A 22,974-nucleotide genomic window follows, 5' to 3' on the forward strand; every position below is an offset into this window, starting at 1 on the left:
AGTGGCAGCTCCAGACTCACTCGACGCTTGGCGCCAGTACGTTGCCTGCTCTCCCATTGAGCCCGAAAGACTGACCATCCAGGAGCTCGCGGCACTTTCCCATGAGGCAAAGGCCCAATACGACCTGGCACGTTTCGCCTGGCTCGCTGCCGACACTGTTCTTGAAACCACGGACACGCAGGCTTTGTCCCGGCAGGCCCGGATACTCCTGGCCCGAAACGCTGCCAGTACCGCCACGGCCCGGCGAGGTCTAGCGATCTCGGGAGCTGCAGGCATGGGAAAGTCCACAACAGCTCTACTGCTGGGCAAACGACACGAGAAGTCGGAGCGTCGACGCCTCGGACGCGTCGAGGACACAGCATTCGCCCCGGTGGTCTACTCCGTGGTTCCTCCCGCCACGACCCCGAAAATGCTCATGCAGTCTTTCGCGGTCTGGCTCGGACTCCCCCTGCGCCGTCAGGCAACCACCCCAGAGATTACCGAGCAGGTGGTGACCGTGATGCGGACCTTGGGCACGTCACTGGTGATCGTCGACGAGGTGCACAACCTCAGGACCAACAGGCAATCCGGAGCCGAGGCGGCCAGCACGCTTAAACAGTTCGCGGACCGGCTCGATGCAACCTTCGTCTATGCGGGAATCGACCTGCCCGCAACAGAGCTATTCGCCGGCGAAATGGGCCGTCAAGTCAAAGCCCGGATGATCCTCCACAAAATGAGCCCTTACGGAATCGGCTCAGCAATGGCCCGTGAGGCCTGGACTGAGCTGGTGCTCGGCATCGAAGACCTCCTCCCCCTTGCCGCCCACACGCCCGAGTCCCTCGCCGCGGATGCCACTTACCTATGGGACCGCGCGGGCGGGAGCATCGGCGCGCTGCGGGCACTCCTGGTCGACGCGGCACTCGGGGCAATTCTCGACGGCGAAGAAAAGATCGACCGTCGACGCCTCGACGCTACGGCAACCGACTACGCCGCCGAGGAGCACCATAGGAAAAGAACCACGAACCAACCACAGCCTGCCAAGCATGCGCTCAGAGCAGCAACGTGATCATCCGCCAACTCCCCGTTCCAACACGGCTTTTTGCCGGCGAAACCCTCGACAGCTACGCCGCCCGACACGCTCGACGCAACGGAACGACCATGGCCCATATCGACCAAGCGCTCAGGGAATCCGGAATCATGCCGGCCTCGCGCCTGCGGTCCCACCCGGACCGGATCAAAGGCTGGCGACAACTGGGCGGGCTCCAGCAAAGGGCCTTCACCCAACCCACGGTAGTCGCCGGGGAAACCGTGTTGCTCCGACCACTATGTCTCCGATGCTCCCGCGGGGAACAAGTAATGGCCCATCTTCCCCGAACCGGATGGGTCTGCGCACGGCACCGCCGGTGGATCGGCCCCGACCAATTCAACGTTCGGTTGCTGCCGGAGCTGATCACTGCAGAACGACACTTCCGACGAGTCCTTGCTCCGCGCGGAGTACATGTAAACACGCCATCTATGAGAGTTGCCAGAGACTGCGCCGCGGCTGGCATCACGCTGCAGACTCTAGAAGAGCGTGCAGAACGCATCGGCACGGACGACCGTGAGATGCTCCTCTACCCCGAGACGCTGCGGATCGCCCGCCTGATCACACAACCAAGATTTCTCTCCCTGATAAAACACCCCGAAATCCCATCCGATCGCCGGCGCGGCCTGGTCGCCCAGGAAATCGCTTCACTTTTCGCCCCCACAAACCTTCACCGCCGTTCCCGAGCAGCAGCCCGGGTCGAACAGGCGTTATGCAATCACGCCAGCTACGGGACTGAATGGCTATAGAACCGAATAGCCGGAAACGAAACTGCCAGAGCGAACGGAACTGCCAGATCGAGTGACAGTAAAACGCAGCGGATACAGTCAGAAGAACTGGCATTTTCCCACGTGAACACTGCCAGATTAACTGACAACGGACATCCCGGCCCTCGACGTTCCGCGGGTTAGAAGCGGTTTGTTCTCATAACCGGATCAAGATGGTGCTGTTCGGATTTGCTGTGCGGCATTTCAGCCGCCTGAGTCATTCTGATCCTTCCGTGGGCGTAAGCATCTTCGGCACTCCTGTTAGCGCTTACAATCTGGTCATCTGCTTTGTCGCAGCTGATTCAGTGAGAGCGCGCCTTAGGACGCCCCTGCGGCGGCCATCCTAGGAGGGGTTCGAGCACACTTCATTACGTTAGCCGCTTTGACGCGCGTCAATCGCGCGGTGCGCCTATTCGATTTTGGCATGGACGCCTGGGGCTCGGTCGGCATGGTGGGCGCACGCTCGTGGGTACCGCCCCAGCGCGGCCACAAAATTTCCGGCGTGCGGGCCCTTCATTGACGCGCGTCAACGGGTATTGTTTAGGGTGCCAGCGTCCGCCGCATCCGAGCGGGCGGTGTGGAATCTTCGTCCCCATCCACAATGCGATCGGTGGGCGGACATCGCTATAGAGGAGAAAATGGTGGCCTTTGCCGAATTCAAGAGCAAGCGCGTCGTCGTCACGGGATGTTCATCCGGAATCGGATTGGCGACAGCGAGTGCTCTAGTCGACCTGGGTGCCGACGTCATTGGCATGAGTCGTCGTGCCCCAGACGTCGGCCTCGCAGAGTTTCACGCTCTGGACCTCACCTCGGTGGAGTCGATTGAATCCGCGGCGACGAGTGTTGACGGGGAAATTGACGCTTTGTTCAATTGCGCAGGCGCTCCGCCGACGGTTCCATCGGTCGAGCTCGTGAAGGTCAATTTCTTGGGCACGCGCCTCCTCACGGAACATCTTGTGGAGCGCATGAGCGCCGGCGGTGCGATAGCGAACGTCTCTTCCAGCGTCGCTTGTGGCTGGAGGACGCGTTTGGGCCAAATTCGAGACTTTGTGGAAACCCGGTCGTTTGAAGACGGCGTCGCGTGGTATGAGGAGAATGAGCACGCTGTCGGGCACGGCTACCCCTTCAGCAAAGAAGCCTTGAATGTGTGGACATTGCAGCAGTCAACGACCCTCATCGCCAGGGGTGTCCGAATGAATTCAACCAGCCCCGGTGCGGTTCAGACGCCGCTGATGGAGGTCAGCGAAAAAGTGTTCCCGCCGGAACTGCTTGCCGCTACTGAATATCCCAGCGGGCGTCGTTCCGGCGTAGAGGAGCAGGTGCAGCCGCTGTTGTTCCTTAATAGTGCCAGGGCTTCGTACATCAACGGAGCTGATATCGCCGTTGATGGCGGCTACTGGGCATCCCGGTCAGCTGAAGGCGCCGGTTCGCTCTGGTAGGGCTCCGTTCAAGGGCTTGTGACTGCGGTTGAGCCAAAACCCCAGCGGGTTCCAAAGGTGAACAACATCCTTTGGAACCCGCTGGGGTTTTCCTTTTATCCCATTTTCAGTGCGGATGTGGCGGTTGCTTAGTCGGCTGCGGCGAGAAATCGGACCGGCCCGATTAGTCCTGTCGCCCGGGTTTCCGAGTAGCTCGCGTCGAGCAGGCCGCTGGCGATGACAGCGTTCCGCAGTGATGTTCGCAGCTCGATTTGGACATGAGAAGCAGCGGCAAGTGAATCTTCCAGATCAATAACGGTGCCTGAGACAAGGGCGGGACCGAATTCACGGCCGCCCACGCGGATGGTCGCTGACCCGGCTAGGTCGCCAAGGTCGACAGCGAAGTGCTTTCCTTCGTTGACCTCCACGGCCACCGAGTAAAGGCCTATGCCGGAGGCCGCCTGCAATGCTTCGATCTCCCGCCAGTCAGCCGGGCCCTGGTTCGCCAGATAGGTGTCTGCTTGGTCCGAGGAACCGTGGCCGCGCACTTTAAGACTCCAGTCCCTGGTAGGCAGTTCAGTCCATTCCTGCGCCCTCTGAGTGGACTGAGGCGTTCCCGCGGTGGACAGCTGGAGAACCCGAAGCCCAAGCGGATGCAGCTTCAGCTCAGTTGTGGTTCTCCCTTCGCTGGTTTCGGCTGGGATAGCAGACGTGCTCCCCACCCACAGGTCGAGTTCGGCCAGCAACCCCTCACCTTCGATGCTGATCTGCGCGGTAACAGGGCGGGAAAGTGTGTTGTACACCAAGAGCAGTTTGCCGTCTGGGGTCTCTCGGAGCTGGGTCAACAGTTGCTGGCCCTGAACTGTGACCCGGGCGGCAAGCCCGAGGTCGTTCAACGCCTGGGCGGTGTCCGACATCTGCTGGGCTCGGGCAACGGAAGGCAGCGCCAGCAGGCGATCCATTGCCTGGCGGACCCGCTCGTTCCCCGCCTTGCCCTGCGCGAATCCGGAGTCCTGATGGGGTGGCGTGCCCACAACCACTACCCGCAGGCCGTGTCCCGCCGCACGGACGAGGGCCTCCGCGGCTTCCGCTGCGATTGCCCGTTCATCAACAATAACTGCGCGATACTGGGGACCCTGCGGGTACAGCGCTCCCCCGTCACCAAGGGCACCGGGGTCCGCCAAACCTGTCGGGTCCAGGAATTGGAAGGTGAAGCCTGCCTCTTCCAGGGCTTCGGCGTCCACGAGCCGTTCGGGGGTCGTGAGTTCCAGCTCGGGTGTCCCCCGGGCGGCGGTCGTGAGGAAACCTTCCCGATAGATGGCGATGTCAGTGCGGGGGGTTCCCGTTTCCAGGACGACTGTCCCCCGTGCCCAGTAGTCGGTCAGTGCCCGCCAGTTCGGCCATTCGGGGAAGTTCCGGTCGTTCCAGCTGTCGGAGATGTAGTGCCTGAAGCGGTTTTGAGTCGGCCAGTCTGCGTCTTCTTCCTGGCTGCCGAAGCCATGGACGAAGGGTTTGGTGATGCCTGTGGCCCATTCCTTATCGAGCATTTGCTTGTAGTCACCCAGGGTAAACGAGTACCCCGCCATGAACTGGGCGCCGAGTTCGGTGCTGATCCGGGTCTCACCGCCCTGGTGCACGCCGCCGACTAAGGACCGCTGCCAGTCCAGGGCGAAACGCCAGCTGTGCTGGTCGCGGTTCACCGGAATCCGGTCGCCTGAGTTAAGGGACTCCGCTTCGGCACGGCCTCCGTGGATGACGAACTCGCGGTTGCTGCGGACCGGCTCCAGGTTCTGCCCATAAGCCACTTGGGCTTTGTGCCTCAGGCCGTACTGATCGGACCACTTTTGAAGTACGAGCAGGTGGTCGCTGATGTAGAGCTCGGTGAGCAGGCGGTAGTAGTCGGTCCGGATCCTGGACCCGACACCAGTTTCCAGGTCGAAGTCGGCAACCGGCTCCTCGCTGGGAACCCAATACCGGCACATCCCGTGGGCGAAAAGAACTGGCAGATAGGGAGTGGGGTCGTAACCGTGGAAGTCGCGGAACCGCTGGACGAAATCAGGGGTCCAAAAGAGCGAGTCCGCGTTCAGTTCGAGCGAGTCTTCGAACAGTTCTGTCCCTGATTTCCTCAGTAGGGCAGCGTTGGACTCTCCGATTTGGTGCTCATCGAGATACTCCGTGGCGGCGACGGCGGCGGCACGGTCGATGAAGCTGGTGACACCCTGTTCCGTGTCTCGCATCCAGTACGCGAAGAGTGCCCATTCCTGGTCCGGGTGAGGAGGCGCCCAGCGGACAGTCCCCTCTTCCACCTCGCCTGTTATGTCGACGAGGGACCGGGAATCGAGGATCGTGGGTGCGGTCGGGTTTTCGATCACGGCCCGCGGCCCGGTCCAGTCCTGGATTGTCACCAGCTTAGGGCCGGGGCCGCGGTTAACCACGCGGGCTGCTGTGACTGCGACCAAGCGTGAGGGCCGTGAACTGTCCGGGTCGTCAAATGGCGCTGGGAGTTCGATTGTTCCCACCGAGCGGTTCGTGAGGAATGTGACCCCGTATTGGAGTTCCTGTGCTGCATGGGAACTGCCCTTTGCGGTGTTGGGTGTCTGCAGGGGCCATGCTGCGCCCAGCGTCATTGCTACCCCGACGTCAAGGATTTCGGCTTCGGCGAGAACGGCTTCAAGGGCTTCCCGTTGGGCTTCATCGGCCCAGAACCCCGGGGAGAACGCGATCTCCACCTCGCCGAAACCAACCTCAGCAATAGCTCTGAGTTCTCTCACAAGTTCTTCGGGAGGGACGGGGCTCTGCCACCACCACCGCATTCCGGGCCGGTCGGATCGTTCAGGGTTGAGGAACCGGGCGGGTTCCAACGTGTCTCGCTGGGTCGGGTTGTGCATATCGCGCTTTCGGTTTGGTGAGTTGTGGCGGTCGGCCGCGGGGATGGGGTTGCTGCCTTCTCTGACTCAGTTCCGCATGGTCGTCCCGCCGTCAATGCAGTAGATCTGTCCGGTGATCCACTCGGACAGATCCGACATCAGGAACGCCACCGTGGCCCCGATATCGTCCGGCTGTCCGTGCCGGAACGAAGGTGTCGTCTGCAGGATGAGATCCTGGTAAGACTCGGGCAGGTTCAGCAGTGTCTGCTCCGTGAGCACCATCCCAGGGGCGACCCCGTTGGCCCTGATCCGTTCTTTGCCGTATTTGCGGGCGACATGCCGGGTCAGCGCCCCAATGCCGGCTTTCGTGACGGAGTAGGCGACTTTGTCTTCCATACCGGCATAGACTGCGCCGGACATCGTGTTCACTACAGACCCGCCACCTCCTGCAATCATCTGAGGAAGGGCGTGCCGGAGCGTCAGCAAATACCCGGTGAGGTTTACTTCGATGCTGCGTTGCCAGGCTGCGAGGTCGATGTCGACGACGTTGGTGTCTTTCACAGTCTCGGCTGGAGAGATATTTGCAGCCACGTTGAAGAGGCCATCAATACGTCCATAGCGGCTGATGGCAGCATCGATGAGCGCAGCGACGTCAGCGCCGTTGGAAATATCGGTACGCAACGCCAGCCCCTCTCCGCCTGCAGTGGTGGCTGCGTCCACGGAGCGCTCGGCTGAGGCCATTGCCATATCTCCGACGACCACGGCCGCTCCCCCGCCGCCAAGGAAGCGCGCAGCGCTTGCCGCGATACCGCCCGCTCCGGCGAAAACGATCACTTTGCCCTCCAGACCGTCCATGGCGTGATTCCTCACTTGTGAGGCCTGTGTTCTCATCCTTGGGTCACCGCCTGCGCCAGCGGCGCATTGAGCGAAGCCCCGTGAGAACGCGCGACGGCGCCGAGCCAGCCAAGGCTCCTCTTGGGACGGCGTTCAAAGGTGTCCCGATCGACCGCCACCAGACCGAACGTCGGCTCCCAGTGCCCCCACTCATAGTTATCAAGCAGGCTCCAGTGCAGGTAGCCACGGACATCCACTCCGGCTTCAATCACAGTGGACAAGGCTCGGAGCGCCTCGTGCGTGTAGGCGATACGTCGTTCGTCATCCGGGGTGGCGATGCCGTTCTCTGTTACCAGTACAGGAGTTCCGGCTACATCCGCGGCGCGCCGCACAGTCATCGCCAGTGCATCCGGCCGGTACGCCGTACCGATCATCGTGTTGTCCGGATGCGGCGGATGGGGCACCAGCCCGTCGGCGTCGACCTGCTGTGTTGTATATGACTGCACGCCAATGAAGTCGTCCCCACGGGCCGCTTCGAGGTAGAGATCCTCGAAGGCCCATTGAACGTCCCGCAGCCGCTCCTCGCCGCCCGGTGCGGCGGTGAAGGCCTGGTTCGCGACGCTCCACCCGATCTGAGCGTCAGTGTTCTGACGGAGTTCTTCACGGGCCGCGTGGTGAGCCTCGATGATGTGCTTGCCGTCCTCAGGCAACGGAACGGGCAGCGGCGGCTGTTCCCACTGGCCGACGCCTTGGTTCTCAATCGTTGGGCTTTGCCATTCGTCCAGATCGCCGCGTCGGGCGGCGGCTTCGAGGTTGAGCATCATGGCAAGCATGTTGGGTTCGTTGATTGTGACGATATGGCCAACGCCGCCGAGGATGGTTGACGCCACTTTGGCATACTCTGCAAAGCGTTCCGCAGCCTTGGGTGTGCTCCAGCCGCCCTCGTCCGCGAACCAGCGCGGTGAGCTGAAGTGGTGAAGGGTGATCACTGGTTTCAGCCCGAGTTCGAGGGCTGTGTCGATCATTCTGCGGTAGTGCTTCAGCAGTGCTGAGGAGAATACTCCTGGACGCGTCTCGATCCGGGCCCATTCAATGCCGAACCGGTAGGAGTTCAGGCCTGCATCTGCGAGCAGTGACATATCCTCGCGGTAGCGGTGGTAGCTGTCGTTCGCATCTCCGCTGAGCTGCATGCCGGGGATGAGCCCTTCTCGGGCCCACCAGTCGCTGTTGACGTTATTCCCCTCGACCTGGTGTGGGGACGTGGACGCGCCCCACAGAAAATCGGGCTTAAATCCGCTCATGTTGTACCCCTTCAAATCGTTCTGGTCAGAGCGCCGCGCACGGCGGTGACATGGCCGGGCGTAACGCCGTTTTCATTGAATGCGTCCACTGCAATCCAGTAGCTGGAACCGGCATTGAGGTTCCGCAGGTCCAGGTTAGTCTGCTCGTAGATGAGCCAACTGTGGTAGAGCTTGTCCGGCGCGATGCCGTATCTGACGTTGTAGCCGTGCGCCGTCTCGCTGGCTGGCCACTCGATCCGTGCCGTGAGGTCGCCGGTGCGGTTTGCCTTTGGAGCGACGGCGGGCGGCGGAACGCCGTCGCCGACGCCGAACACGCGCAGTCCGCTGACCGCGACAGGGCCCCCGAAGGGCATCCGGTCTGCCGTCAGGCGCACGTACCTGGCCCGCCTGGGTGTCTCGAGTACTTCAAACGCGTGAGGTGACTCTGCCCCGGTCGCTCTGGTGTCGACGGCGATGTCCCAATGCTCTCCGTCGGTGGAAAGTTCGATCACGAATTCGGTCGGTTGCGAGCCTGGGTAGAGAGCCCGGTACTCTCCCGGGAACTGCTGTCCATCGGTGCGTTCCGGTGCGATGCCGGCAAGCTCGTGGTCGGCGAGGTTGACTTGGATGGCGTGGATTGTCCGCTCGGTGCGCAGATCCAGTTGGAGCCACTCCCCCGCCGTAGGTGTGCCGGCGACCCACCAGGTACGGATGTCCTCGTCCACGCTAAGCGCAGGCTCGTGACCCGGGAGCGCGGATGATGCGGTGGCTCCGGCCCGGAGTGACTGCAGCATCCAGCCCGGGAACGTTTCAGTCCACGGGTCGATTCTGCGCGTTGGCACCAGCATGGGGTAGTCGCCGAAGTTCTGGTTGCAGTACAGAACGCCGTCCTCGTCGAAGCCTGCCGGAAACATGCCAACGCGACGCTCGAACTGGTGGTGGACGGAGATACGCATAGTTGATGCGTGCCACCAGTTCCCATGTTCATCCTGAAATGTGCTCCCGTGGCCGGCGCCAGTGATGAAACCGCCGGGTTTGGAAGAGAACGGGCTGTGCGGTGAGTAGCTGAACGGCCCAAGCGGCCCGTCCCCGGTGTAGTAGCCGTCAGCGTAGGTGTTCCATTCCGTCCCGGGACCCGCATACTGCAGGTAGTAGGTGCCGGCGTGCCGCATCATCCATGCACCTTCTATGAACGGCGCGTCACCGAGGTACTGAGCCATGAACTTTTCCCGTTCGGTCCTCGGCTCGGCCTTGATGTAGTCCTCGCCGATCTGCTCCCATCCATGCCGGACCGGGTCGCCACTGATGAGCGGCACCGTCTCGCCGATGATGTCCATAGTGCTTGGGTCGATCCGGGCACCTGAGATCGGCTCGTTGTTGGAGCATCCCCAGTAGAAGTAGGCCTTGCCGTCATCGTCCTGGAAAAGATGCGGGTCCCAGAAGGGGAAGCCGGAGTTGACCTCTTCGAAGTCATCGTCCAGCGGGTTCGCGCTCCGGTAGAAGGGGCTCTCTGTGGTCCTGGAAGCGGAGATGTAGAGGGTGCCATTGATTTCACGCACATCCGGTGCATAGTCCATCGGCGGCAGCTTGTCGGTTGCCCTGTACTGCCAGGTCCTGAGATTCTCGGAGTGCCAAAATCCTCCCGCCATGGAAGCAAAGAGGAAATAGCGGCCGCGGAAGCGCACCACCGACGGATCGGCCGCCTCACGGTGGACTGACCGTTCCTCGCCAAGCGGGCGCAGGTCCTGGAACCGGTAAGCAATATCCACCGGATTGCAGATTGCTGCCGAGGAGGAGTGTGTTTCGTTCATGGGAGCTACTTTCGAGGGGGCTATGCGGTGGCTGGGGCGGGTTCGGCCGGCTGGCTAAGCAATGAGACAAGCCAGTCCGCGTCGATCGCGCCCCCAAGGATGCTGAGGATCTGGTTCATCGGCAGGGACAGCATCATTTTGGTGCCGTCGCTGTCATCGTCGAGTCGTTGGCCTGACGCAGCCATGATCGGGTTCAGCCGATCGCGGAGCGGAGGCCCGGCCACAGGGTGGGTGAGCCACTCTGCCACGTCGGATTGAAGCGAAAGCACCGGCGGCAACTCGTCGCCGTCGAGCTGGACGTCCTGCTGTAGCAGCACGTCCGAGGCGTTCTCTGCCACCTGGACGGTGTAGTTTCCTGTAGGGACGACCCAGCGGGAAAGGGAGATGTCCCAGTACCGCAGAACCCGCCGGTCAAGGTGCAGCCGGACTGTCTGTGTTTCACCGGGCTGGAGCGTTACCTTGGTGAAGGCGGCGAGGGTCCGCTCGGGCCTCAGGACCGGTCCGGCATTGGTGGCCACGTACACCTGCACCACGTGTTTGGCAGCGACATCACCGGTGTTGGAGACGGTGACGGTGGCCGAGATGGCGTCGGGTCCGGTGGCTTCGGCATGAAGGTCGGACACGTCGAAGGTGGTGTAGCTCAGTCCGTGGCCGAACGGGTAGCGGACGGCCTGTTCCACCGTTTCGTAGTAGCGGTAGCCGACCATGACACCTTCGGTGTACCGGACATGTTCCTGCTCACCGGGGAAGGAGAGGTAGGTGGGGGTGTCCTTGAGCCGGTAAGGGATGGTCTCGGCCAGCCTGCCTGACGGACTTTCCAGCCCAAAGAGCAGGTCGGCGACCGCCTTGCCGCCACCTTGGCCAAGAAGGAAACCCTCAAGGATCGCATCGACATCATCGTGCCAGTCCTCCAGGGAAACGACGCCGCCGTTGGCCAGCACGACGACCGTGTGCGGCGCAGCGGCCGCCACAGCCTGGATCAGTTTTACCTGTGCGGCCGGAAGTTCCAGCCGGGTACGGTCGAAGCCCTCGGATTCTTCTTCTTCGGGGTTGCCGGCAAAGATAACGGCAACGTCGACGAGCCTGGCTGCTGCGACAGCTGAATCGCGAAGCGATTCTTCATCAGCATGCTGCAGGCTGAAGCCCGCAGAGTAGTTGACCGTTGCGCCGCTGGCTGTTGCAAGAATTTTCAGCTGCTCAAGCGGGACATCGACCTGGGTGGCGTTGACATGTGAGCTGCCGCCGCCCTGGTAGCGCGGTGTTGTCGCGAACTCGCCGACCACCAGCAGGGACTTGGCCGTCAGCGGCAGGACGTTGTCCGTGTTCTTCAGCAGCACGGCGCATTCGGTGGCAAGTTCACGGGCGAGTTCGTGGTGGGCGTTCAGGTCAGGCTCGGCCGAGCCAGCCTCGGTGAAGGCGGCGAGTCCGAGCACTCGTTCCACTGCGGCATCGATGGTTGATTCGTGCACCTCGCCGGCTTTCACGGCTTTGATCAAGGATTCGGTGGAGTATTCCCCAGAGCCGGGCATGGCTAGATCCAGGCCGGCGTTGACCGCGGCCGGTCTGGTGCGCACAGCGCCCCAGTCGGAGATCACGGCGCCCGCGTATCCCCACTCGGTACGGAGAACGTCATTAAGAAGCCACCGGTTCTCGGAAGCGTGGACGCCGTTGACTTTGTTATACGAGCACATGACGGTGGCAGGTTGTGCGTCGGTCACGACCCTTTCGAAGGCAGACAGGTGAACCTCCCGGAGCGTCCGGTCATCGACATCGGAACTGATGACCATCCGTTCGGTCTCCTGGTCATTGGCAGCGAAGTGCTTCAGGGAGGCTCCGACCCCCTGATCTTGCAAGGAGTTCACGTATGCGCTGGCCAGTACTCCGGACAACAGCGGGTCCTCCGAGTAGTACTCGAAGTTCCTCCCTCCCAGGGGGGACCGCTTGATGTTCACGCCCGGACCAAGCAGAACGTCGACGCCCAGGGCGCGCGCTTCCCGTGCCAGGGCCGCCCCAATCCGCGCAGCGACGTCCACGCTCCAGCTGGATCCGACGCCCACGGCAGGCGGGAAGCATGTGGCCCGCTCGCTGTGGTACAGGCCGAGGTGGTCCATCCCGTGCTTCTGACGGCGTACACCATGGGGACCATCAGCAAACGTGATCGGCATGACGTGGTGTTCAGGGATTGCTGTGGTCGACCAGAAACCAGCTCCGGTCAACAGGGATGCTTTCTGCTCCAGTGTCAGGGCGGTGACATCAATGGTGTTCATGTGATTCCTCGTGATAGGGGCGGCGGCCCACAGGATGAGACACGGCGCTTAGCCTAGGCGGGCCGGTGGGCAGGTCAGCGGACGGCTTTGACTTTCAGGACGACCAGGCCGCCGCCGACGGTGAAAGCGGCCGCGGTGAAGTAGAGCAGCGAGTAGCTCTTTTCTGCTGCGGAGGTCGCTCCGATCCCCAGGATCAGCGGAGCGACCAGAGGTGCGGCGGACTGGGCAAGGGAATTGGCAAGCCCGTTGATACCTACAAACCGGCCAGCGTCAGTATCTCTTTCCGGGAGTACGTCCAGTACCAGCGCCTGGTCAACGGCAGAGAATATGCCCAAGCCCAGGTTGGTGATCGCCGAACCGACCAGGAGCATCGGGAGGTTGTCAGACAGGGCCATGATGACGGCCCCAACAGAGAACATCGCGCCCGAAGTCAGAACGAATGACTTACGCTTGCGCAGCCTGTCGGACAGGAAACCGCCGCCAATTGATCCGGCGATCACAGCTGCTACGCCGAGGAGACCCGCAACGGCGACCAGTCCGCCGATCTGGGTGACCTCTAGGTTCAGCCGCTGCGCGAAGTAGAACGCAGTGAAGGTGGAGTTGAGTGTTAGACCGAAGTAGAACAGGAACCGTCCGAGCCAGTTCCATGAGAAGTCCGGGTACTGGCGGGGGTTGTAGGCGAATTTGGACAGAACAAGGCGCAGGTCAAGCTTGTCAGTGAAGATCCGTCCCCGGCTGTCTTCTTCGCGGACGACGAAGGCGAACAGGAGAACGAGGATCACGCCGATCACGCCAGGGACCATGAAAAGCAGCACGGCGTCAGTGGCGAGCATGCCGCCGAGGATCGAGCCAGCGACGGGAGCCGCCATGGTGATGAATCCGACGAGCCCGCCGACTTTTCCGCGCTGGGACTCCGGGAGCCGGTCAGCCTGTGAGTTTGTGAAGTTGCCGATCACGGTGTTCCAGCCCAGGGTTGTGATCACCCAGCCAACAGCGACGATCCACAAGTTGGGTGAGGTGGCGATGACAAACAGGCCCAGGGTGCCAAGAATGGCGCCGCCGACCAGCCAGGGGCGCCGGCGGCCAAAGCGGGTGCAGGTGCGGTCGCTCAGTACTCCGGCGATGGGGCCGGAAAACAGGGAGATAACCGCGGCCGAGCCGATGATATAGCCGAGGTACTCCTCGTTGTTCGGTGCAAGTTCCTTAATGCGGATAGCCAGGGACAGGGCCATGGGCGTAACCAGAGCGATGTAGGCACCGAACAGACCCAGGAGGATGAACCAGATGTACTTCGCCCCTACCTTGGGCAGGTCATTGGCTTCTTTGGGTTGCGTCAGAAGAGTGCGTTCTTCTTCTGCCTCAGCCGGACCGCCACTGAGCGTAGCGGTCGTCGGGGGAATGTCATTGTTTTTCATGGATGACTCCGTTGTCTTGAGCTTTGGTTATTGATGGATTAGTTGAGCGCGGGTTATCGGTGGATTGGTGGGGGCTGTGCGGTAGGCGGGGTTTAGGAAACGAGCATCCGGTCATCGCGCGGTACGCGGGCAACGGACATTAGCTGGAGCGTGACCGTCTGGCAGCCGTCAGCATCAATGGCCACATCGATAGGTCCTTCTCCGATCGGGCGAATGATGGCGAGGGCACGCCCGTCGAAGCTGGTTCTGTTGGGACCTGCGAAGTTCTCATCCGTCGCCGGGTTGGCACTACCGATCGCCTGAAGCACCCCCGCTCCACTGACCATGACCGTGACCGTACGGTCCCTGCCGGTGTGAGCAACGCCGCCGTTGTCCGTGAGGGCAATGCGGACGAAGGCCAGGTCTCCCGTGCCCGAATTCAGGACATCGCGGTCAGCATGGGCCTGGAGTTGCAGGGACTCGGCTGCGCTGTTCAAACTTGTCCGGGACTGCTCCTTGCCGCCTGAAAAGGCGATCGCGGTGAGCTGGCCGGGTTCGTAGGTGAGTTCAAAGTCCGCCCGGAACGCCAGGTCAGATCCAACAGATACCCTCCCCACCGACCTGCCGTTAAGAACGAGTTCGACCTCCTCGGCGTCCGAGTAGACCTCCACATGGACTGGCCGTCCCTCAAACCCTTCCCAAGTCCAGCTCCCAATAGCGTCGCTCCAGGACCAAGGCGTCGTAAGGGGAACGCGACCGTGGAACTCGGGCCGTTGGACGGCAATGTAGGGACTGGAGCGAAGCCCGAAAACGACCTCGCGGTAGTAGGACGCCGGGCGCCTCTCGCCCGTGATGTCGATGTCCCCGGTCCAGGCGGATAGCCAGGGATATGGCCGGGCGACCATCGCGGAACTCCCGGAGTCGTCCGCGTAGCCGACAGAGCCGAGCCCGGCTTCGCCGAGATAATCCCAGCCCGTCCAGGCGAAGTCCCCAATTACGTGCTTGTTGGCCTTGACGAGGTCCCAGTTCTTGGCTATTTGGCCCGGGAAAGTCTCGGTACCGGCGATGACCCTGTTCGGGAACAGCGTCTTGTCCAGGACGTAGCGGCCGTCACCATAGTTCATCCCTGCGACATCGAGCACGGAAAAGGATTCCGCGGTCCTTTCGCTCACCATCTCGGAGGCGGAAATCATGTTCATCATGTCCCCCACCTGAGTCATCATTCCGTTCACACCAGCCCCAGGCCCGTCAGACCCAGCTTGCTGCTTCATCCCTGCAAGCACCATGTCCAGGCTCGACACGAACCCATTGACGCCGTTGGTAATGGGCCGGCTCCGGTCGATAGATCGGATCTTTTCGGCCAGACGCCGGCTCCAGATCCCACCGTCGCGGGCACCGGTCTCCGGGATCTCATTGCCTATCGAGTACATGATCACGCTGGGATGGTTGACGTCCTTGGCGACCAACGCTTCCAAGTCACGTTCCCACCACAGAACGAAATCGCTGGCGTAATCAAAATCAGATTTGCTTGAGGTCCAGATGTCGAACGCCTCATCGATAACAAGCATTCCCAGACGGTCACACGCGTCGAGCAATGCCGAACTGGCTGGGTTGTGCGAGCTTCGGATCGCGTTGAATCCGGCTTCCTTCAACAGACGCACCCTGCGCTCCTCTGCTGCAGCGATGGTGGCTGCACCCAGAGGTCCGTTGTCATGATGCACGCAGGCGCCTCGAAGATTTACCGCCTCGCCGTTGATCCGCAGCCCTTGTTTGGGGTCCACCTGAATACGGCGAATGCCGAATTGAATGCTCTCCTTGTCGATAACACGGCCGCCGTCTCGGATCTGCAGAACGCAGGTGTACAGCGATGGCAGGTCTACACTCCACAGCGCCGGATTGTCGACGTACAGCCGGTGCCGGACCACTGCTGATGCGCCCGGAAGAAGGGTGATGGGTGAAACGTCGCTGGCTACCTCCGCAATCCCCTCCTCATTGACAGATGACCTAAGGTCGACGGTGGTCGTGACCGCGCCCGAGTTGGTAATCTCGGCAGCGACTTCAACGATTGCCCGGCCGCTGTCCAGATCGTCGGTTGTAATCCGGACTCCGTCGACGGCGATGTGGACAGGCTCTTTGACGATCAGATGCACGTCCCGGTAGATGCCAGCGCCGGTGTACCAGCGGCTGTCCTGATGCGCCCTGCATGCCACCCTGATCTCGTTGGGAGACCCAAACCGGAGGAAAGGGTCGATCCGCACGGTAAATCGTGAATAGCCGAAGGCATGCTGGCCAACCAGTGCGCCGTTGACGTAAACCATCGCGTCCCGGTAGACGCCGTCGAATTCCAGGATAAAGACCTTTCCCAGGTCCGCCTCATCCACGGTAAGAGTCTTGCGGTACTCAAAAGCGCCGCTGGGGAAATAGCCGCCGGCCGCTCCGCTGGGTGCGTCGCCGTAGCGCTCCGTCGAAATCAGTGCGTCGTGCGGAAGAGTAACGTCCGCCCACTCAGAGTCGGCGCCGCTCAGCTCTGCGAAGGCGCTCACCTTAGTGCGGACGGCCCATCCTTCATTGAATAGGTCCCTTGACATGGCACTCCTTAAACTTCGTTGTCTTCGTGGTGTTGACGCGCGTCAATAAGAAAAGCACGATTGTTGACGCGCGTCAATAGACCTTGCCGACAGTGCCTCGGAGGGGGATCAGTTGATAATTTCGCGCTGGATCCCACGGGGGCGGCACGTCAAAAAGCGCACTCCCCCCGACCGAGGACGGAGGAAAGCCTTATTGTCGCGCGTCAAGGGTATGATGGAGATGACCAGAATGCAGGAAAGGCGGCTGAGGTGATCTCAACAAGTCAGGATGTGGCGACACGTGCCGGCGTTTCGCGCTCCACCGTGAGCCAGATCCTCAATGGCCGCGCAGAGTACTTCTCGGACGAAACCCGAGCGCGAGTAGCGGAAGCCGTAGCCGAACTGGGCTACGAGCCGTCGGTGGCAGGCCGAACGCTTGCCCGCGGTTCGAGTGACATCGTGATCGCGCTGATCCCCGATACTACGTTTGGTCGCAACCTTCAGGACATCTATGGGCTGCTTACCGAGGAGTTATCGAGTCGAGGGCTCACACTGGTTCTGCGTCTGTCCACCCGTACAGAGGCTTCTCTGGACCGGCTCGTTGTTGGTATGAAGCCGCGGGCGGTCCTTACTCTCACTGCGTTGCCGTGCGGGCAGCGGGAGCTGCTTAAGCGGCGGGGTGTTGAATTGATTGAGCCCGATGAATCCGAAAACGCCGACGTCAACGCCAAGATCGGAATGCTGCAGGCCCGGCACTTGATCGGACGTGGCTACCGGAAACTTGCCTACGCGCATCTGCGTGATGCCCGCAGCGATCCATTCGGTGGCCCCCGTGAACGGACCTTTGTCGAAGAATGCCGATTGAACGGACTGGAGGAACCGCGCATCCTGCACTTGGACATCACCCCTCAAGACGCACGATCTGCTCTGGAGGAACTGGCAAGCCCGGGTTTCGCCGTAGCCTGCTATAACGATGACGTGGCAACTGCGCTCCTCTTTGCGGCCACGGAGAAGGAGTGGAAAATTCCGAATGACATCGCTCTTATCGGTATGGACAACACTCCAATGTCGCGGCTGACCGTCCCCCCTCTGACCACCATGGGATATGACCCGGCGATCGTCGCCCAGGCCTCACTCCTGCCAGTGCTCCAGCGGCTGGTCAAACAAAGCGTCAGCGAAGACATGATCGAGGTCCAGATGGACCTCATCCAGCGGGCAACAACGTAGATCGAGTTTTGACTCCAGGAGTCCGGATTCCCTTGCGAGGGCTGTAATTACTTCAGAAACAGGATATCCGCATTGGGATTTTTGGTGCTGCGCGAATAGCCGAAGAGGCGCTGTTGGTGCCGGCGCGCCAAGTGGACGGAGTGCAAGTGGCTGCTATCGCGGCCCGCGACCCTCACCGGGCGCGGGCATACGCAGACAAGCACGGTATCCGCCGGGTCCATCCCTCTTACGAGTCCCTCCTGGCTGACCCGGATATCGACGCAGTCTATGTCCCGTTGCCTGCGGCCCTGCATGCGGCATGGACGATTGCCGCCATTAACGCGGGCAAGCACCTACTGTGCGAAAAGCCGTTCGCCAGCAACTCTGCAGCGGCGGTGAAGGTCGCATCGGTCGCCGCGACTGCGGACCACGTAGTGATGGAGGCCTATCACACCCACTACCACCCAATGCATCGCCGGCTGGGGCAGACACCCGTGCATGCCAGTTGCCTCCGTTGACGTTCGACGGGAGAATCACGCATCAAATCGTGCGTTGAGCTTTGAAGCGTCAGGTCTTCAGTGGTGAAGTTGCATGCGTTGGAGAACTGTGGCGGAGATTTCTTCGACTGACATGCACGCGGAGTTCACGTAGGGGATGTTGTTGGCCCGGTACATGTCCTCTGCGTTTCGCAGTTCGTAGGTGCATTGGGGCAGTGATGCATAGCTGCTGTTGGGGCGGCGTTCCTGGCGGATCTGGCTGAGCCTGACCGGCTGGGACGTGAGGCCGAAACATTTGCTCGCAAACGGCAGCAGGGGTTTGGGCAGGGCCATGGTGTCGAAGTCTTCTTCCACGAGGGGGAAGTTGGCGGCCAGGATGCCGTGCTGGAGGGCCAGGTACATGGTGGTCGGTGTTTTGCCGCAGCGGGACGGGGCGATGAGGATCAGTTCGGCCCGTTCCAGCGCGCGGAGGGATTGGCCGTCGTCGTGTTCAATCGCGTATTCAACGGCTGCCATCCTTGACTGATATCGCACCTGGTCGCCGACGCCGTGTGCCTGGCCGGGCAGGCCGTTGGCCGGGGAATCGAGCGCTTGCTCAAGCTGGCTGACGTGGGCGCCGAACAGGTCGAAGAAGTGCCCGGCGCTTTGGGCCAAGACAGAACGGACGTCGGGGCTGACGGTCGTTGAAAAAACGAGCGGACGGGGCCCGGAGGCAGCGACCCGGTCGATGGTGGCCACGACGTCGCGTGCCTGCTCGACGGTGGTGATAAACGGGATCGTCCGCCGCTCCAGCCGTTGGGCGGGGAATTGGGTGAGCAGGGTGTTGCCGAGGGTTTCGGCGGTGATGCCGGTGCTGTCGGAGAGGAAAAACACTGTGGGGGCGGGAGCGCCGTCCGCCCCCACAGCGGGCTGGTTGGCCATTTAGAAGGCGGTGCGGCTGCCCGTGCGTGCGAGCCGCAGCCAGGTCTCGGTCACGGCATCAGGGTTCAGCGAGATGGAGCTGATGCCCTGGGCCAGGAGCCATTCGGCGAAGTCCGGGTGGTCGCTGGGGCCTTGGCCGCAGATGCCGACGTACCGGCCCTTGGCCCGGCACGCGGTGATGGCCAGTTCCAGGAGCCTGGTCACGGCTGGATTGCGTTCATCGAACCCGTCGGCGACCAGCGCGGAGTCGCGGTCCAGTCCCAGGGTGAGCTGGGTCAGGTCGTTGGAACCGATGGAGAACCCGTCGAAGTATTCCAGGAACTCATCGGCCAGGAGGGCGTTGGCGGGCAGTTCGCACATCATCACGATCTCCAGTCCGTTCTCGCCGCGGCGCAGCCCGTTCGCGGCGAGCAGGTCGGTGACGCCCTTGGCCTCATCGAGGGTGCGCACGAACGGGATCATGAGCTTGATGTTGGTCAGGCCCATCTCGTTGCGGACGTACTTCAGGGCTTCGCATTCCAGCTCAAAGGCCTGCCGGAACGACTCGGAGAGGTACCGGGAGGCGCCCCGGTACCCGATCATCGGGTTCTCTTCCTCCGGTTCGAAGGCCGGCCCGCCCAGGAGGTTGGCGTACTCGTTGGACTTGAAGTCCGAGAACCGGATGATCACCGGTTCCGGTGCAAAGGCCGCGGCGATGGTCGAGATGCCCTCGGCCAGGCGCCGGACGTAGTAATCCCGGGGACCGTCGTAGGCTGCGGTTTTTTCCCGGATCTGCCGCACGGTGTAGTCATCGAGCGCCGCGGGACGCTCAAGCTCACCGGCCACCGCCAGCAGGGCGTTGGGGTGGATGCCGATCTGGCGGTTGATGATGAATTCCAGGCGTGCCAGGCCGACGCCGTGGTGTGGGAGCCGGGCGAAGCTGAAGGCCTGTTCCGGGGTGCCGACGTTCATCATGATCTTTACCGGCGCTTCCGGCATGGTCTCCAGGCTGGTTTCCTGCAGCGTGTACTCCAGCAACCCCTCGTACACGAGCCCGGCCTCACCTTCGGCGCAGGACACCGTGACCGGGGTGCCGTCCTTGAGGATCTGGCTGGCGTAGCCGGTGCCGACGACGGCGGGAATGCCGAGTTCCCGGGCGATGATGGCCGCGTGGCAGGTACGTCCGCCACGGTCGGTCACGATCGCGGCGGCCTTCTTCATGATCGGTTCCCAGTCCGGGTCCGTCATGTTCGCCACCAGCACGTCGCCTTCCTGGAAGGAGGCCATCTGGTCAATCGAGGACAGCACCCGTACCTGCCCGGCGCCGATGCGCTGGCCAATGGCCCGGCCCTCCACCAAAACAGTGGAACGCTCGGTCAGCGTGTAACGGGAAACGCTGCCGGCGGCCTTGCGGGACTCGACCGTTTCGGGGCGTGCCTGCAGGATGTACAGTTCCCCGTCCAGGCCGTCCTTGCCCCACTCAATATCCATGGGACGGCCGTAGTGTGCTTCGATGGCCAGGGCGTGCCGGGCGAGCTGCTCCACCTCGGCATCGGTCAGGCTGAAACGGCTCCTGAGGTCCTGCGGGACAGGGACGTAGTCCACGGTCCGGCCAACCTCACGGGAGTCGGTGTAGACCATTTGCACGGCCTTCTCCCCCAGCCCCCGTTTCAGGACTGCAGGCCGGCCCGCGGCCAGGGCGGGTTTGTGTACGTAGAACTCGTCCGGGTTCACAGCGCCCTGCACCACTGCTTCGCCGAGCCCGTAGGAGGAGGTGATGAAGACGGCGTCGTTGAATCCGGTTTCGGTATCCATGGTGAACATGACACCGGATGCGCCGACGTCGGAGCGGACCATGCGCTGAACACCAGCCGAAAGCGCGACCTCGGAATGTGTGAATCCATGGTGTACCCGGTAGGCGATGGCCCGGTCGTTGTAGAGCGAGGCAAAGACGTCCTTGATCGCCAGGAGGATGTTGTCGATGCCCCGGATGTTCAGGAAGGTCTCCTGCTGCCCGGCGAAGGATGCATCCGGCAAGTCCTCTGCCGTGGCGCTCGACCGCACGGCCCACGACACATCCCCGCCATGTTCTTCCGTCAGACGGGAGTACGCGGCACGAATTTCCTCCTCGAAACCGGCGGGGAACGCAGTGAGTCGAATCAAATCCCGGATCTGCCGGCCGACCTTGGCCAAGGCGGCCACGTCGCCGCTATTCAGGCCGTCCAGAATATTTTCAATCCGGGCATCCAGCCCCGATTCGCTGAGGAACCGCCGATATGCACCGGCCGTGGTGGCGAAACCGTCCGGGACCTTCACCCCTGCGGAGGTGAGGCTACGAACCATTTCCCCGAGAGATGCATTTTTGCCGCCAACCTGGTCAAGGTCGGTCAGGCCAAGGTCCGAGAACCAGAGAACGTCAGTCATAAATGGTGTCCTTCGTTGGGCACGCTCTGACAAGCGTTGAAAAATAGGGTGATGAAAGGATGCGGCAGCGTCTCTCCGAGAGCAAACGGATGTGATCCCTGCAACATATAGGTCTGTAATGAAAAGACGCAACGGCCGATTCAGGATCATGCTGCCGTCGTCGTTAGCTGGTGGCTGCCGAGGACGTGGGCAACAGTAGCCAGCCCGGTCAAGATTCTGCCTGTCCCGTCCCGCGGTCCATGAGACGGCTGGCCCAACGTCACACGGTCTGCTTCCCGGGGTGAGTGGCATCGTCCGAGTGTCTCCGCCCAACCTGCTGCTTTCACATCAAATCGACACCGTGCGCTGTTCGTTCGCGCTCACTTGTGCAGCGTCCATCACGCGGAGCACATCGATTGCCTCTCCGGCCGGAACAGGTCCCGGGGCGCCAGTTGATATAGCTGCTGCAAATTCGTCGTAGTAGGTTGTGTAATCACCTTGCCAGGACGGTATCCGCCGTTCTTCGCCCCGGACTCTCAGTGTGCCCCAGCGTCGTTCGCTTTCAAACCCCCAACTTGGGCGATCGTTAGCGGGTCGCCGGCCTGCAAGGATGGCTTCGTATTGCACGTCGCTGTAATTGGAGACGTATGACCCTTCGCTTCCAAGCAGCCTGAGCTCTTTAGACACGAGGCGGTTGAGTTTACTGGCTGAGACGTGAGAGTGTGCCCCCGAGGCATGTCGCATGCTCACCATAAATGCAGTATTCGTGGATCCTTTGGGCCCATGTGACCAGTCGAGGTAAGCAGTTACGTCACGCACGGGGCCGAGGAGGTGCAAGGCTTGATCTATGACGTGGCTGCCTAGATCGCGGAGCAGCCCGCCGGCGGGTCCGGCATCGAGCGTTGACGGGTCATCCTGGTCGCATCGTAGCTCGAGCCTTTGGATCGATCCCAGCTTTCCCTCTTGAAGAATCGATCGAGCGGTGACGATATCGCTGTCGAACCTTCTGTTCTGAAAAACGTTGAGGAGCACCCCGGCGGTGCATGCCGCTTCGGCCAGATATTCCCCTCCACTTGAGGATGGGGCAAACGGCTTGTCTGCGACAACATGGACACCGGATGCGATCGCTTCGATCACAAGTTCCCGCCGAGTGCTTGGCGGAGTCGTGACCACGACCGCGTCAACGCCAGCCCTCACCAGCGACTTGAGCGAGGGGTGGATTTGGACACCAGGACAGTCCTCCGCCGCCTGAAGGGACCTTTGCGGCGAGCGGGTCACTATACCGACAAGTTCGCATTTGTCTGACGCCTGGATAAAAGGTGCGTGAAATACTCTCCCGCCCAGCCCGTAGCCGACCAAGCCAATTCGAATTGCCATTTTCTTCTGTTTTCCTCCGACACTTCACGATTCCGGTCCGCTGGGAAAGATCACCCGGGGAGCGGCCCTCTTTCCTTTCGGGCTTCCCATGCCGGCGCAGTGCGGCAGCGGGGTCACCCATACTCGCCCGGATGGTCTGCCACATTAGCTCGCAGTCACGGACGGGATATGACGCTTAGGTTGGGGTTGGGCATCCATTCTGTTCCAATGCTTGGGACACAGGGGGCAGCGGGGCGGACGTTGCAGACTCTTTCGGCGAGCGTCGACCTGCCCCGGCACGGTCCTTTCGATGCATGCCGGGGCAGTGGTGCCTGGGTCAGCCG

Annotated in this window: 14 protein-coding genes; 4 read left to right on the top strand and 10 right to left on the bottom strand. The window is 61.9% G+C overall.

Annotated features, from left to right (window positions below):
- The first annotated feature begins 1 nt into the window (after position 1).
- Together ACFRAU_RS11140 and ACFRAU_RS11145 are read left to right on the top strand one after the other, a co-directional pair.
- Positions 2–1,045, top strand: a complete 1,044-nt coding sequence (locus ACFRAU_RS11140) for a TniB family NTP-binding protein (protein WP_377999942.1) — start codon at positions 2–4, stop codon at positions 1,043–1,045.
- A 1,423-nt stretch (positions 1,046–2,468) separates the two neighbouring features.
- The gene (locus tag ACFRAU_RS11145) at positions 2,469–3,269 is read left to right on the top strand and encodes a coniferyl-alcohol dehydrogenase (RefSeq protein ID WP_377999943.1); all 801 of its coding nucleotides are present in this window, start codon (positions 2,469–2,471) and stop codon (positions 3,267–3,269) included.
- A gap of 128 nt (positions 3,270–3,397) precedes the next feature.
- Here the strand turns inward: ACFRAU_RS11145 and ACFRAU_RS11150 are convergent, their stop codons facing one another.
- The 7 genes from ACFRAU_RS11150 to ACFRAU_RS11180 form a co-directional block, all read right to left on the bottom strand.
- Complete coding sequence (locus ACFRAU_RS11150; RefSeq protein ID WP_377999944.1) at positions 3,398–6,019, bottom strand: glycosyl hydrolase; 2,622 nt, start codon at positions 6,017–6,019, stop codon at positions 3,398–3,400.
- Positions 6,020–6,202: 183 nt separating this feature from the next.
- Positions 6,203–6,970, bottom strand: a complete 768-nt coding sequence (locus ACFRAU_RS11155; RefSeq protein WP_377999945.1) for an SDR family NAD(P)-dependent oxidoreductase — start codon at positions 6,968–6,970, stop codon at positions 6,203–6,205.
- 32 nt (positions 6,971–7,002) lie between these two features.
- Complete coding sequence (locus tag ACFRAU_RS11160; protein WP_377999946.1) at positions 7,003–8,250, bottom strand: glycoside hydrolase family 1 protein; 1,248 nt, start codon at positions 8,248–8,250, stop codon at positions 7,003–7,005.
- 11 nt (positions 8,251–8,261) lie between these two features.
- Positions 8,262–10,040 carry a family 43 glycosylhydrolase gene (locus ACFRAU_RS11165; RefSeq protein WP_377999947.1) on the bottom strand — a complete coding sequence of 593 codons (1,779 nt, stop codon included), beginning with the start codon at positions 10,038–10,040 and terminating at the stop codon, positions 8,262–8,264.
- A gap of 20 nt (positions 10,041–10,060) precedes the next feature.
- Positions 10,061–12,307, bottom strand: coding sequence for a glycoside hydrolase family 3 C-terminal domain-containing protein (locus ACFRAU_RS11170; protein ID WP_377999948.1), 2,247 nt, complete (start codon positions 12,305–12,307; stop codon positions 10,061–10,063).
- 74 nt (positions 12,308–12,381) lie between these two features.
- Complete coding sequence (locus ACFRAU_RS11175; RefSeq protein WP_377999949.1) at positions 12,382–13,722, bottom strand: MFS transporter; 1,341 nt, start codon at positions 13,720–13,722, stop codon at positions 12,382–12,384.
- Positions 13,723–13,814: 92 nt separating this feature from the next.
- On the bottom strand, positions 13,815–16,244 hold the full coding sequence (locus tag ACFRAU_RS11180) for a glycoside hydrolase family 2 TIM barrel-domain containing protein (protein WP_377999950.1): 2,430 nt from the start codon (positions 16,242–16,244) through the stop codon (positions 13,815–13,817).
- 294 nt (positions 16,245–16,538) lie between these two features.
- Between ACFRAU_RS11180 and ACFRAU_RS11185 the strand changes: the two genes are divergently transcribed.
- Positions 16,539–17,495, top strand: coding sequence for a LacI family DNA-binding transcriptional regulator (locus tag ACFRAU_RS11185; RefSeq protein ID WP_377999951.1), 957 nt, complete (start codon positions 16,539–16,541; stop codon positions 17,493–17,495).
- Between the two features lie 77 nt (positions 17,496–17,572).
- Entirely contained in the window at positions 17,573–17,992 is a 420-nt protein-coding gene (locus tag ACFRAU_RS11190; protein ID WP_378000033.1) for a Gfo/Idh/MocA family protein, read from the top strand.
- Positions 17,993–18,049: 57 nt separating this feature from the next.
- On the opposite strand, the gene ACFRAU_RS11195 is transcribed toward ACFRAU_RS11190, so the two are convergent.
- The 3 genes from ACFRAU_RS11195 to ACFRAU_RS11205 form a co-directional block, all read right to left on the bottom strand.
- Entirely contained in the window at positions 18,050–18,892 is an 843-nt protein-coding gene (locus ACFRAU_RS11195; protein WP_377999952.1) for a pyruvate, water dikinase regulatory protein, read from the bottom strand.
- Positions 18,893–21,295, bottom strand: coding sequence for a phosphoenolpyruvate synthase (gene ppsA / locus ACFRAU_RS11200; protein WP_377999953.1), 2,403 nt, complete (start codon positions 21,293–21,295; stop codon positions 18,893–18,895).
- A gap of 327 nt (positions 21,296–21,622) precedes the next feature.
- On the bottom strand, positions 21,623–22,651 hold the full coding sequence (locus ACFRAU_RS11205; RefSeq protein ID WP_377999954.1) for a Gfo/Idh/MocA family protein: 1,029 nt from the start codon (positions 22,649–22,651) through the stop codon (positions 21,623–21,625).
- Positions 22,652–22,974 lie beyond the last annotated feature (323 nt).

The sequence above is a fragment of the Arthrobacter sp. NPDC056691 genome (genome assembly GCF_042791415.1).
Lineage (GTDB): Bacteria > Actinomycetota > Actinomycetes > Actinomycetales > Micrococcaceae > Arthrobacter.